Raw genomic sequence first — 12,763 nt, 5'->3', positions numbered from 1 at the left:
GTCATCTCTTTATCATTATATTCCGCTGAGCAGACAGCGTTCCATCACTTCCTGTAATTCTTCTGCATCGGAATGTCCGTCCGCTGTTCTTCATTTTTATTTCAGACATATATTTGAATATGACGGTCACAAGAACCCGGACAGCAATTCTAAACATTCCATAAAAAATAAAAAAACTGATTGTTTTTTGTAATTTCCTGTCGTATAATAAGCGGTGTTCGATTTCGGAACACCTATATAATAAGAAGAAACAGAAAAATTTACCATTTTTGACTCTGTCGGAGACATGGAGGAAATGATATGGAACAGCATACATTACACAGGCTGGGCATTGATATTGGCTCAACCACCGTCAAAATTACAATACTGGACCCTCAGAATCACATTCTGTTTGCAGATTATCAGAGGCATTTTGCAAATATCCGGGAAACGCTCTCGGATTTGCTGGCAAGGGCTCAGGACGAACTTGGAAATCTTCTGCTGTCCCCTGTAATCACAGGCTCCGGCGGGCTGACTCTGGCCAGACACCTGGAGATTCCCTTTGTACAGGAAGTGATTGCAGTGGCTTCCGCCTTGCAGGATTATGCGCCCCAGACCGATGTGGCTATTGAACTGGGCGGCGAAGACGCCAAAATTATTTATTTTGAGGGAGGCAATGTGGAACAGCGCATGAACGGAATCTGTGCGGGCGGGACCGGATCTTTCATTGACCAGATGGCTTCTCTGCTCCAGACCGACGCTGCGGGACTGAACACCTATGCCAGGGATTACAGGGCCATTTATCCCATTGCCGCCCGCTGCGGCGTATTTGCCAAATCTGATATACAGCCTTTAATCAATGAAGGTGCATCCAAAGAAGATTTATCTGCTTCCATCTTCCAGGCAGTGGTCAATCAGACCATTTCCGGACTGGCATGTGGAAAGCCTATCCGGGGCCATGTGGCCTTTCTGGGCGGACCTCTGCATTTTCTGCCGGAACTGAAAGAAGCCTTTATCCGTACCCTGAAGCTGGATGAGGAACATATTATTGCCCCGTCCCATTCCCATCTGTTTGCAGCCATGGGTTCCGCCCTGAACTGCAAACCGGAAGTTACCATGGAGCTGAAAAGCATTCTGAAAAAACTGTCTTCCGACATCCATATGGAATTTGAGGTGGAGAGGATGGAACCCCTGTTCGCCACCCAGGAAGAATATGACCGGTTCCGCAAACGTCACGACAGGCATCATGTAGCTACCGGAGATTTGTCCACCTGCCAGGGCAACTGTTATCTGGGCATTGACGCAGGCTCCACCACCACAAAAGTGGCTCTGGTAGGAGAAGACGGCTCTCTGCTGTATTCCTTTTACAGCAGCAATAACGGAAACCCTCTGGCTACCGCCACTCTGGCTATTCAGGAAATCTACTCTCTGCTGCCGGAAGGCGCACAGATTGTCCATTCCTGCTCCACCGGATACGGAGAGTCATTGCTCAAATCAGCCTTTATGCTGGACGAAGGGGAAGTGGAGACCGTTGCCCACTATTACGCGGCGGCATTTTTCAATCCGGAGGTGGACTGTATTCTGGACATCGGCGGCCAGGATATGAAATGTATCAAAATCAAAAACCAGACCGTGGACAGCGTGCAGCTCAACGAAGCCTGCTCCTCCGGCTGCGGCTCTTTTATCGAGACCTTTGCAAAATCCCTGAATTATTCTGTGGAAGACTTTGCACAGGCTGCTTTGTTTGCCCGAAATCCCATAGATTTAGGCACCCGCTGTACGGTTTTCATGAATTCCAAAGTAAAGCAGGCCCAGAAAGAAGGGGCGGAGGTCTCCGACATTTCCGCCGGGCTTGCCTACTCCGTCATTAAAAATGCTTTATTCAAGGTTATCAAAGTATCGGACGCCGGAGACCTTGGCAAACATATCGTAGTACAGGGAGGAACCTTCTACAACGACGCAGTGCTCAGAAGTTTTGAGAAAATATCCGGCTGCGAAGCTGTGCGCCCGGATATTGCGGGAATCATGGGCGCTTTCGGCGCCGCCCTGATTGCACGGGAGCGGTATGAAGAAAATCCTTCCACCACCATGCTTTCTCTGGAAGAAATCAATCACCTTGAAGTTGATACCAGATTAACAAGATGTCAGGGCTGTACCAACCACTGCCTTTTAACCATCAACCGCTTCTCCGGAAACCGTCAGTTTATCACCGGAAACCGCTGTGAAAAAGGACTGGGAAAAGAAAAAACCAGGGAGCAGATTCCCAACTTATTTGCATATAAAAACAAACGGATATTCGGCTATGAACCCCTTCCGAAACAGGAGGCAGTCCGCGGTATCGTGGGCATTCCCAGAGTACTGAACCAGTATGAGAATTATCCCTTCTGGGCCGTATTTTTCCGTACTTTAAAATTCCATACCCTGCTGTCCCCCCGGTCCACACGGAAAATCTACGAGATGGGCATTGAATCCATCCCCAGCGAATCAGAATGTTATCCTGCCAAACTGGCTCACGGCCATGTGGCATGGCTCATAAAGAATCAGGCCGATTTTATTTTCTACCCCTGCATTCCCTATGAGCGGGACGAATTTCCGGATTCCAACAACCATTTTAACTGCCCTATTGTCACCTCCTATGCGGAAAATATCAAGAACAATGTGGAGGAAATCACCTCCGGCAAAGTTCGGTTTTTAAATCCCTTTATGTCCTTTGCCTCCAGAGAGGCCCTTTCGGAACAGCTCAAACTGGTGTTTGAACAGGAATTCTCCATTGAGCCGGAAGAAATAGAAGCTGCGGTGGAGGCCGGCTGGCAGGAACTTGCCGCCATGCGGGAAGACATCCGCCGCAAAGGGGAAGAGACCCTGAAATTCATGGAAGAAACCGGGCGCAGAGGCATTGTCCTGGCCGGACGTCCCTATCACACAGACCCGGAAATCAATCACGGCATACCGGAACTGATTAACTCCTATGGTATTGCGGTGCTGACCGAGGACTCGGTATCCCATCTTTCGGAACTGGAGCGTCCTCTCCTTGTGATGGACCAGTGGATGTACCACTCCCGGCTGTACGCTGCTGCAAATTTCGTAAAAACCAGAGAGGACCTGGACTTGATTCAGCTCAACTCTTTCGGCTGCGGACTGGACGCTGTCACCACTGACCAGGTGAACGACATCCTTACAAAATCAGGAAAAATCTACACCTGCCTGAAGATTGACGAAGTAAACAATCTGGGAGCCGCCCGCATTCGGATTCGTTCTCTGATTTCCGCCCTGCGCGTGCGGGAAAAGCAGAAAATATGCCGCAGCATTCAGCCCTGCAGCTACAACCGCGTGGTATTTACAGAAGAAATGCGCAAAAACTATACCATCCTCTGTCCTCAGATGTCTCCCATCCATTTTGAGCTGCTGCAGCCCGCGTTCCGCTCTGCCGGATACCATATGGCGGTTCTTGGAAATGACGGAAAATCTGCCATAGACATGGGACTGAAATATGTAAATAACGACGCCTGCTACCCTTCTCTGATTGTGGTGGGGCAGATTATGGACGCCATTTTATCCGGCAATTATGATTTGACCAGAACTGCTGTGGTTATTACCCAGACCGGAGGGGGCTGCCGTGCGTCCAATTACATCGGATTTATCCGCCGGGCCCTGGAAAAAGCCGGATATCCCGACATTCCGGTTATTTCCCTGAACTTAAGCGGTCTGGAAGCCAATCCTGGTTTTAAGCTCACCCTGCCTTTGCTGCAGAAGGGGCTGTACGCCCTGATTTTCGGTGATATTTTCATGCGCTGCCTGTACCGCACCAGACCTTACGAACAGGTTCCAGGCGCTGCAAATGCCCTTCACGAAAAATGGAAACAGAAATGTATGGATTTCGTATCCTCCCCCAAAATGGTTTCTCACCGGAAATTCAAACGTTACTGCCGGGAAATCATCCGGGAGTTTGACCGTCTTCCTGTCACAGAGGAGCGCAAACCCAGGGTAGGCGTGGTCGGCGAAATCCTGGTAAAATTCCTGCCTGCCGCCAACAACTGTCTGGTGGAACTTCTGGAGTCGGAAGGTGCGGAAGCGGTGGTTCCCGATTTGACGGACTTCCTGCTCTACTGCTTCTATAACCAGAATTTCCGTGTGGAAAAACTGGGACAGAAGAAATCCGCCGCCCGCAACGCCAATCTGGGCATCCGGTTCCTGGAATGGCTGCGGAGCACTGCACGGAAAGAGTTTGAACAGAGCCGCCATTTCGAGCCTCCGGCGCGAATCGAAACTCTGGCAAACTACGCCTCTCCCATTGTTTCCACCGGAAACCAGACCGGAGAAGGATGGTTTCTCACCGGCGAAATGCTGGAGCTGATTCATTCCGGCACCAACAATATTGTGTGTGCCCAGCCTTTTGGCTGCCTGCCCAATCATGTGGTGGGCAAAGGGGTAATCAAAGAAATCCGCCACCGGTACCCTCTTTCCAATATTGTAGCCATTGACTATGACCCAGGAGCTTCCGAAGTCAATCAGCTGAACCGGATTAAACTGATGCTGTCCACCGCTCAGAAGAACCTCAACCGAGGGGAGGCAGTGTAACCTCCCCCCTTTCCTGCAAAGGAGCCTTATATGAACATCCGAAAAGCAAAATCAGAAGACCTGAAAAACATTCTTCCCATTTACGCCCATGCAAGGCAGCAGATGGCACTGATGGGAAATCCCGGCCAGTGGGGAACAGACAAACCCTCTCCGGCCACCCTCCGGGAAGACATCCGAAAGGGCAGCCTGTTCGTGATGGAAGCCGCAGGGGAAATCACAGGAGTATTTGCTTTCTTTACCGGAGAAGAACCCACTTACCGTACCATTGACGGCAAGTGGATGAACGAATTTCCCTATGGAGTCATACACCGGATTGCAGGCAGCGGCAGACAGAAAGGTATTCTGAAACACTGCCTGCAATTCTGCAGTGCTTTTACTCCCAATCTGCGGATTGATACCCATGAACAGAACGCTGTCATGCGCCATCTGCTGGAAAAAAACGGATTCCGGGAATGCGGTATTATTTATGTGGAAGATAAAACGCCCCGCATTGCCTTTCAGCGTTACATACATGACCCCGAAATCCCGGATCATCCGGACTGATTTTTTCCATAATTGTGAAGTCATCCTCCTCTCCGTATCGTTATAATAAACAGAAGCTGAACTGCAAGCTGCATTATGAACGCATACATCTGCAAAGGAGGATTTTTTATGAAACGTAACAGACTGTTAGGCATTATGCTCATCCTTGCCGCCTTTTCCGGCGTCCTGTGCTCCGGTATTATCATTGTAACCGGAATTCGGCAGGGTTCTTCCGCTCACGCCAGTTCCCCGCTGCGTGAAAAATATCCCCAGCCTTATACGCTGGAAAAGACAAAACTGGAAAATTTCTCCAGCGCCTCCATTTGTCTGGACTACGCCGATATATCCATACTGCCGGCAGATGATTTCTACCTGGAATACCGGCTGGACGGTACCTGTCAGGAACCGGATTACGGCGTCCGGGACGGAGTATTTCACTTTCGGGAAGGTTCCGCTCAGCGGCAGTACACCATTTCTTTCAATCTGTTTGGAAATCCTGTGAACCGGGAACCTTTTTATCTGAATCTCTATGTACCGGCAGACCAGTATTTTGAACTGCTGACCATGTCCGTGGAGAGCGGAAATGTGAAACTGGAGCAGATAAGCGCAAAAGAAGCTGACGTAACCCTGGAATATGGAGACCTTACGCTGGAAGAATTCAGCGGAACTACACTGAATATTTCCAGTGAATCCGGAAATACGGAAGCCAAAATCATAATCTGCGACGACCTGACGGTTTCCGCTTCCTACGGAGATTTTACAGGAGGAACCATTTCAGTTTCCGGCAGCAGTATATTTGATCTTGAATCCGGCAATCTGGAAATTTCCAGCCTGACCGCGGGTATTTTTTCGGCAGAAAATGCATATGGAAACTGCGATGTGGAACATATCACTGCAGAGCGTCTGACATGTTCTCTGGAATCCGGCAATCTGACTCTGAAAGATGCTGCTCCGAAACAGGCTGAGGTAAACATGGAATACGGAGACGTTACCCTCAGACTGGCAGACACTGTTTCTGATTACAGCTACGACCTGGAAACAGAATACGGAGACCTGAACATAGACGGAACACAGATAGAGCCGGATGAGGACGGAACTGTTCTCTACCGGAAGCAGAACGGCGGGAAAAAGAAATCCATCCAAATCCACTGTGAAAGTGGAAGTGTGACAATCCGATAAGCCGTATTACGGGATCTTATCCGTTAATTTCCAGGCGCCTTTTCCTGTTTTCACCGCAATTCCGTCTTTTTCGTATTTATTTAATATACGCTGGAGCTGTCTGGCGCTGCAATGCAGCCGAAAGGCAGCTTTTTCCAGTCCTTTCAGTTCCCTGTCTTCACATTTAAACTTCATGTAGGAAACCACCCTTTCCGGCAATGAGGAGGAAGCAGCTTCCAGCGCTCCAATCGCTTCTATTTTCCTGGCCATAACCCCGCCCACAAAGTGCATGAACCGGCTGTTTTCATACAGTTCTTCCCTGTGATTTTTGTTGCAAAAGCAATGCTGGTAAGTTTTTTTGTAACTTCCGCATAAATATTGCTGTTTTTTACCAGAAACAGCTCCATCTCTCCGATGATATAATTTCCGCTCCCGTCTGCCAGTGAATACATGCTCCCGTCATCCCTGATGAAACATATGGACAGCTCTCCGGAAAGCACAATCTGAAACATGGAATTATCCATCCAGGGCGCGGCAATCAGTTCCCCCGGCTCGTATTCCATCAGAAAATATCCAGTGATTTTTGCCGGCGCGCCATTCATTATGCTTGCAAACGGACTTCCACATATCTTCCGCTCTCTCGGACTGATTAAGGAAAGCACCGTGGGCATTGTACTGGGAAATGCTGTCAACATTGTCCTGGACTGGTTCTTTATTGTCATTCTCCACATGGGGACAGCCGGAGCTGCTCTGGCTACATCCATCGGATTTTTATGTTCTTCCATATATTACATCTGCTGTCTGATTCAAAAAGAAAAGACAGGGAATCCGTCGATTGCCCTGTCGCCTCATCAGTTTAAACCTGAAAAACAGATGGTACTGGATGTCGTGAAGATTGGCATTCCCGGAGCGCTGATTACCGTTATGCCGAGTGTTTCCAACATTATTCTCAACAATTATATCAGTCTCTACGGCTCAAATGCTGTGGCTTCCTACGGCATCGCCTATAAAATTGACTTATTCCCGATTATGCTGTCTGTGGGCCTGTCTACAGGCATTGCACCATTAATCGGATTCTGCTATGGAGCAGGCCAGAAAGAACGCCTTGAGAAATCCATGGATACAGGCACTGCCTGCGGCGTTGTTCTGGGAATCCTGTTTACGTCAGTTTTTATGCTGTTTGCCGAACCTCTTGCATCCATATTTTTACATGAAAAAGCCCTGGTACGGCAGACAGCACATTTCCTGCGTCTGTTATGTTTTCATGCTCCGCTGCCGGGCATTATCAATATGACTACTTCGTATTTTCAGGCACTGGGCAAAGCAGCAAATTCTCTGACCATTACCGCGCTCCGGAATGTGGTTCTGTTTATTCCCGGCCTGATTCTGCTGAATTATCTCTGGCAACTGAACGGCGTGATTCTGACCCGGCTTGTGGTAGAGGTTATCCTGACAGTAATATGCCTGATTATGTATGCTGTCTCATCACCGGAAAGAAATTATAAGGAACAGATTATCTAAAGTTACTTAATTCCTTTCCGAATCCTCTCATACACCCTGGGCATGGTCATTCCCTGTACAACGGTGGTAAAGAATACAATGGCATAGGTTCCGCCCATAATAATATTGCAGGTACTGCCATCCACCAGAGTCTGTGCGCTCATGGCAAGAGCTACGGACAGACCGCCCCGAAGGCCGCCCCAGGTCAGCAGTTTAATAAAAGAACCTTTGTCATATCCATCCGGAAGCTGTCCCACAAACAGACAGGACACGCCAAGGCTTCCCACCCGGCCGGCCAGATTTGCTCCCACAGCAATCAGAGACAAAATCAGCACATGGGGCATCTGGAGAATATGGATAAAGGACAGCCCCAGCATTACATACAGAACAGAATTCAGCAGCGTGTCCAGAACAGACCAGAAGTTATCAAACTGTTCCAGTGAAAGAGACTCCCCTTTATGCTCCAGGTAATTGCGCAGGGCAGAAAACAGAACACCGCAGACTACCGAGGCAATGGCGCCGGAAAATCCAAAACGTTCACACAGCAGATAAGACAGAGACACTGCCAGAAGGCTGGCAAAAATCTGTCTGGCCTCATCTTTCGTATGACGGAATATGTAAAAGCACACTGCTGTCACAAGAATACCCACAAGTACGGCTCCCAGCAGTTCTTTTGCCATGACCTGAAAGAATCCGCCGCTTTTTTCTGCTGTAACCATACCGGAAAAAAATACAAACAGGGCAACGCCCATTCCGTCATTCAGCAGAGATTCTCCCTCCATGATAAAACTGATACCGGGAGGAAGATTGAACTTTTTCAGAATACTGGTGGCCGCAATGGGGTCCGTAGGCGCCACAATACTTCCAAACATCAGGCATACCGGAACTGTCATGGACAGCCCCAGCAGCTTTCCGGCACCGTAAAACAGCAGTCCGTAAAATACTGCTCCCAGAAAAGTGGCCCCCACTGCCAGCAGAGAAATAGTTCTGGCATGGGTTTTAAAATCCAGAAGCCGCATATGGCAGGAGCCTGCGAACAGCATAAAGCAGAGTACCCCTTCCATAAGAAATTTTTCCAGATCGAAGTATTTCATTCCTCTTATCAGTTCCATGGCTGACGCTGTTCCCTGAAATCCCATACTCAGAACCACCAGGACGCCGCCAATCGCAATACTGAACATCATCAGTGCAATTTCATCCGGAAATCCGGTCACTTTCTCATTCAGATACCCCAGCGCAACAACCAGGGCAAGTAAAATAACTGTATTCAATAAAAATGTATTCATTTCCTGTTTCCCACTTACCTTCCAATATCCGTATGATTCTGCTCAAATTCCCGGACTCTCCGGGAGAGCTGTTCCAGTTCTTCTTCTGACAGCTCCGGCAGTCGTTCCAGCTTTTCCAGAAAAACAGAGATGGTTTCTTTTTCCCGGACTTTTAAATATTCCATATAGTAACTGACCACAACGCCGGGCACCATGGCAGTCATAAGAATCCCATACATGGCTACCAGTACCGTAATCACCCGTCCAATGCCGGTGGTCACGCAGATATCTCCGAATCCGATGGTGGTGGCCGCCACAAAGCAGTACCACACACCGTCGCCAAAAGTACGGATATCCGGCTCCACCACCATCAGCGCTGCTCCGGCAGCACAGAGAAACAGCAGGAAACTCATAAATATCTGCAATGTACCTGTCCGTTTCAGGATTTTATAACACCGTTTCCATGCTTTCATATTAATTTCCTATTCCGAATGAACAGAACATACCATAACAATCATGCTGATTCCGCTTTCGATAAAGTAAACGCCTACCAGTATTCCAAAGGTAAACGCCAGCAGCATGGGATGTACCAGAGAATAAATACCGGTCAGAACTCCGAGAATCCCCAGAATCAGCACCCATACCCAGCCTTTGCTTTCTTCTGAATTTTTCTGCCGGAATGCCATGAAAATTGCCACAGCCCCCTGCAGAAGGAACCATACTGCCATAAGATAAATCAGCATTCCGTCTGTCATCAGCTTCAGTCCCGGCACAACCATAATCACCACGCCAAGGATAACGCTCAGAATCCCAAACAGAAAAGGCAGTCCGTAATTTTTCTCCATAATGGCCCTTACAATGGCGCCGATTCCATAGACCAGAAGCAGAATTACCAGAAAATATCCTGCCTCCAGAAAGGTCATTACCGGCGTACAGATACAGGAAACCCCGCAGATAGCCATAATTACTCCCAGAATAATTGTAAAAATTTTCATCACTGAATTCCTCCTGATTTTTTATTTTTTCTTTTTTCACAGGTGATTTTTACCTGTATTACAGAATCCTTCTCCTGAGATTCTGCGCGCGCGTGAGGCCTCTCCCGGAGCTTTTTCCACTCCTCACGCTGCGCATTTTATTCTTTTTTCACAGGTGATTTGGCACCTGTGAAAAAACTCCCGGCTGCTGCCGCAAGGAAAATCCACAGAAACAGTCTGACCGGAAAACATAAAAACAACAGCACGGTCACCGCCAGCGGTTTTTTCATAATCGCCCCAAGAAGGGCGGCTGTCACAGTTGCCGCAGCAAACACGCCATGGCCTGCAGCATCACCGGACACCATCATTGCAGCGGCATATCCCAGACATACCCCTGCAAAAATAATCGGGAAAAAATGTCCTCCTTTCAATCCCGTCTGAATGCATATATTAGTAAGCAGTACCTTCAGAAATGCGATGGCCACAAGGGTCAGGGGCAGATATATGGTGTAATCCTCAATCAGCTCACCCATTGCTTCTTCACCTGAAAACATCAGCATCGGCACTGTCATACCCATAAGTCCAAGACACAGTCCTCCCACGGTCTCTCTTACAACGGCAGGGATCTTTCCTGCGGCCCATTTTACCGCTCCGTGGGTAATAAAATAAAATTTTGCCAGAATACAGCCCAGCAGAATATAGATTACCATCATCAGATAATCAAGTACATCCGGCTCCATTTCCGGAAATGACGGCATGGCGGAAAGTCCTGCGCCGAATAATTCTGACAGCAGCATATAAAATCCTGTTCCCGCCGCCACTGCCAGGCCATACAGAAACAGTTTCATGGTTCCCGGCAGCTTCAGAATTTCTTTTTCCCGGTTTTCTTCCTCCACGGCAAAAACACCAAACAGAGGAGAACGGAACAGGACGCTCAATGTCACGGCTGCTCCTACCTGCGAGTATTCCCTGGCATTCTGGCGGGCAAAAGAGAGATTCTCTCCCGCCCAGTAACAGAGTCCCACAATGACTCCGGTAAGTCCTGCCTCCGGGCCGATGCTGCTGCCCAGCAAAAGAGGAAACAGCGCGCTGAGCAGAAGGACGACCATATTGGAATAGTCATAGGTCTTCTCCGCTTTTACTTTCCCCATCACCGTTTCCAAATCCTCCGGATAATCACCGAATTTCCGGCGGAAACAGCCAATCAGCATACCTCCCAGTGTACACACCAGCACGGTATAACAGGGAATGGGAACCTGCTCCGGCAGCCATTCCCACAAAAATGCAGTTCCCACAGACATCATTTTTAAAAATGTCCAGATAACGCCTCCGGCCACCGCTCCTGTAATTCCGCAGAACAGGATAAGATACAGATTGTTCCTGACTGATTTATTCATGCTCTTTCTCCCCTTTTTCCCGTGTTTCATTGACCTGTGGAATCAGGGAGGAAGCCAGCCTGCCTTTTCCCCTCTGTTTCAGATAGACAATTCCTATTACGGAGAATACAACGGCTCCCAGGAAGTTCACCATTAAGTCTTTCATGGTATCCACAATCCCAATATCCAGATAGCCGCCCAGATTCCATTCTTCCCCGTTAATCACCACAGATTCCACAGGCACTTTTATGGGATGATTGCCCCCGGCAGGGTCCAGCTTTACGGAACTGATGGTGGGAAGAATCCAGTCTTTCTGCATATCCGTGTAGAAAAACCAGTCCATGGTAAATTCAAAAAATTCCCATACCACGCCCACTGTCATGGAAAAGCAGAAAGCCACAAAAGCCACAAAGTACGGGGACATTTTCACCGAAAACTTCTCGCTTCTGTTAAATAAATCTATCAGTGCAAATCCGATAGCCGCCATCAGAAATCCGTTGGTGGTATGGAGCATGGTATCCCAAAGGGGAATTTTTATGTAAAAAGCATTGATTTCGCCCAGAATTTCCGCTGAAAATATGAAAATCAGAATTACTGTTTTCAGTCCCGCAGGAATGGTCACTCCCACTGCTTTTTCAATAAACTGGGGCACCATAAACAGAATCAGGGTCAGAATCCCCAGAAACATATTGTGGTAGCTGCCCAGAAAAAACTGACGGACCACCGACAGCAGTACCAGTCCGGTCAGCACCAGTTCCACCGCAGTCCGTTTTGTTGTATGTTCTTTCATATAACCTCCCTTTTGCCCGGTCCCTCATCCTTATGTTACCTGGCCGGGCTCCTCCGATTTTATAAATTTATCGCATCGGCTATGATATGCAATGCACTCTGCACCGTTTCCCCTTCCAGAAGAAGCATCAGACCGCTGCAGAGCAGCTCGTAAATATGCATCAGAAACTGAATGACGCTGACGCATTTTTCCATTTCCACTTCGTTATCCAGTGCGGTCAGCATAGTGTAACGGATTCCAATAACATTCTGTTCCTCTCCGTCCGCCTGCTCCTGCATGAACAGAAACTGTCCCACCGGAATCATCTGATTCATTGCATTCAGCATCTGCAATACATTGTATTCCGTAAAAGATTCCGGATTTTCCGCAAACAGTCCGTCCACTTCCAGATGCCCGTAATACTGGAGCATATCTCCAAATTCCGGAACATGGACGAAATTACAGCTGATATCAATGCTCAGCTCATCGTTGATTTCCAGGGGCAGCAGCAGGGAATCCAGCTCCATTTCCGCTCCTTCTTCCAGCAACATGCTCTCAAACCCCCGGCCGCCCAGATATGCTTTCAGTCTCTGTAACCCCTCTCGCAATTCCGCTTTCTTCATAATGTCCTCCGTTCTGCCT

General features: G+C 48.5%; 12 protein-coding genes. 4 read left to right on the top strand and 8 right to left on the bottom strand.

Features of this window, described 5'->3' with window-relative positions:
- Positions 1–300 precede the first annotated feature (300 nt).
- The 3 genes from VSQ32_04110 (at position 301) to VSQ32_04100 (ending at position 6,258) form a co-directional block, all read left to right on the top strand.
- Positions 301–4,557: an acyl-CoA dehydratase activase-related protein gene (locus VSQ32_04110; protein MEH2942060.1), complete on the top strand. Its 4,257-nt coding sequence runs from the start codon at positions 301–303 to the stop codon at positions 4,555–4,557.
- A gap of 30 nt (positions 4,558–4,587) precedes the next feature.
- Complete coding sequence (locus VSQ32_04105; GenBank protein ID MEH2942059.1) at positions 4,588–5,100, top strand: N-acetyltransferase; 513 nt, start codon at positions 4,588–4,590, stop codon at positions 5,098–5,100.
- A gap of 108 nt (positions 5,101–5,208) precedes the next feature.
- Positions 5,209–6,258 (top strand): DUF4097 family beta strand repeat-containing protein, encoded by a 1,050-nt coding sequence (locus VSQ32_04100; GenBank protein ID MEH2942058.1) that lies wholly within the window; start codon positions 5,209–5,211, stop codon positions 6,256–6,258.
- Between the two features lie 6 nt (positions 6,259–6,264).
- Here the strand turns inward: VSQ32_04100 and VSQ32_04095 are convergent, their stop codons facing one another.
- Both VSQ32_04095 and VSQ32_04090 read right to left on the bottom strand, forming a co-directional pair.
- Entirely contained in the window at positions 6,265–6,507 is a 243-nt protein-coding gene (locus tag VSQ32_04095; GenBank protein MEH2942057.1) for a hypothetical protein, read from the bottom strand.
- Complete coding sequence (locus VSQ32_04090) at positions 6,492–6,800, bottom strand: hypothetical protein (protein MEH2942056.1); 309 nt, start codon at positions 6,798–6,800, stop codon at positions 6,492–6,494. The genes VSQ32_04095 and VSQ32_04090 overlap by 16 nt, the downstream gene beginning before the upstream one ends.
- Between VSQ32_04090 and VSQ32_04085 the strand changes: the two genes are divergently transcribed.
- On the top strand, positions 6,748–7,758 hold the full coding sequence (locus VSQ32_04085; GenBank protein ID MEH2942055.1) for an MATE family efflux transporter: 1,011 nt from the start codon (positions 6,748–6,750) through the stop codon (positions 7,756–7,758). The genes VSQ32_04090 and VSQ32_04085 overlap by 53 nt on opposite strands.
- A gap of 2 nt (positions 7,759–7,760) precedes the next feature.
- On the opposite strand, the gene VSQ32_04080 is transcribed toward VSQ32_04085, so the two are convergent.
- The 6 genes from VSQ32_04080 to VSQ32_04055 all read right to left on the bottom strand — a co-directional run bounded on the left by VSQ32_04080 (position 7,761) and on the right by VSQ32_04055 (position 12,744).
- Positions 7,761–9,023: a sodium:proton antiporter gene (locus VSQ32_04080; protein ID MEH2942054.1), complete on the bottom strand. Its 1,263-nt coding sequence runs from the start codon at positions 9,021–9,023 to the stop codon at positions 7,761–7,763.
- A gap of 14 nt (positions 9,024–9,037) precedes the next feature.
- Entirely contained in the window at positions 9,038–9,475 is a 438-nt protein-coding gene (locus VSQ32_04075) for a potassium channel family protein (GenBank protein ID MEH2942053.1), read from the bottom strand.
- 9 nt (positions 9,476–9,484) lie between these two features.
- Positions 9,485–9,997, bottom strand: coding sequence for a DUF308 domain-containing protein (locus tag VSQ32_04070; GenBank protein ID MEH2942052.1), 513 nt, complete (start codon positions 9,995–9,997; stop codon positions 9,485–9,487).
- Between the two features lie 137 nt (positions 9,998–10,134).
- Complete coding sequence (locus tag VSQ32_04065) at positions 10,135–11,373, bottom strand: chloride channel protein (protein MEH2942051.1); 1,239 nt, start codon at positions 11,371–11,373, stop codon at positions 10,135–10,137.
- Positions 11,366–12,142: a hypothetical protein gene (locus tag VSQ32_04060; protein ID MEH2942050.1), complete on the bottom strand. Its 777-nt coding sequence runs from the start codon at positions 12,140–12,142 to the stop codon at positions 11,366–11,368. The genes VSQ32_04065 and VSQ32_04060 overlap by 8 nt, the downstream gene beginning before the upstream one ends.
- Positions 12,143–12,201: 59 nt before the next feature.
- The gene (locus VSQ32_04055) at positions 12,202–12,744 is read right to left on the bottom strand and encodes a hypothetical protein (protein ID MEH2942049.1); all 543 of its coding nucleotides are present in this window, start codon (positions 12,742–12,744) and stop codon (positions 12,202–12,204) included.
- Between the last annotated feature and the right edge of the window lie 19 nt (positions 12,745–12,763).

It is taken from the genome of Lachnospiraceae bacterium JLR.KK002 (assembly GCA_036941025.1).
In the GTDB taxonomy this organism is placed as follows: domain Bacteria; phylum Bacillota; class Clostridia; order Lachnospirales; family Lachnospiraceae; genus Petralouisia.
Note: the sequence above shows the minus strand (reverse complement) of the source record. Positions and strands in the feature narration are given on the sequence as shown.

Coding starts and splice junctions, on each gene's coding strand:
- VSQ32_04080 (MEH2942054.1), bottom strand. CDS start 9,023: ATGAATACATTTTTATTGAATACAGTTATTTTACTTGCCCTGGTTGTT.
- VSQ32_04090 (MEH2942056.1), bottom strand. CDS start 6,800: ATGGAATACGAGCCGGGGGAACTGATTGCCGCGCCCTGGATGGATAAT.
- VSQ32_04065 (MEH2942051.1), bottom strand. CDS start 11,373: ATGAATAAATCAGTCAGGAACAATCTGTATCTTATCCTGTTCTGCGGA.
- VSQ32_04110 (MEH2942060.1), top strand. CDS start 301: ATGGAACAGCATACATTACACAGGCTGGGCATTGATATTGGCTCAACC.
- VSQ32_04075 (MEH2942053.1), bottom strand. CDS start 9,475: ATGAAAGCATGGAAACGGTGTTATAAAATCCTGAAACGGACAGGTACA.
- VSQ32_04095 (MEH2942057.1), bottom strand. CDS start 6,507: ATGGCCAGGAAAATAGAAGCGATTGGAGCGCTGGAAGCTGCTTCCTCC.
- VSQ32_04060 (MEH2942050.1), bottom strand. CDS start 12,142: ATGAAAGAACATACAACAAAACGGACTGCGGTGGAACTGGTGCTGACC.
- VSQ32_04085 (MEH2942055.1), top strand. CDS start 6,748: ATGGAATTATCCATCCAGGGCGCGGCAATCAGTTCCCCCGGCTCGTAT.
- VSQ32_04105 (MEH2942059.1), top strand. CDS start 4,588: ATGAACATCCGAAAAGCAAAATCAGAAGACCTGAAAAACATTCTTCCC.
- VSQ32_04070 (MEH2942052.1), bottom strand. CDS start 9,997: ATGAAAATTTTTACAATTATTCTGGGAGTAATTATGGCTATCTGCGGG.
- VSQ32_04055 (MEH2942049.1), bottom strand. CDS start 12,744: ATGAAGAAAGCGGAATTGCGAGAGGGGTTACAGAGACTGAAAGCATAT.
- VSQ32_04100 (MEH2942058.1), top strand. CDS start 5,209: ATGAAACGTAACAGACTGTTAGGCATTATGCTCATCCTTGCCGCCTTT.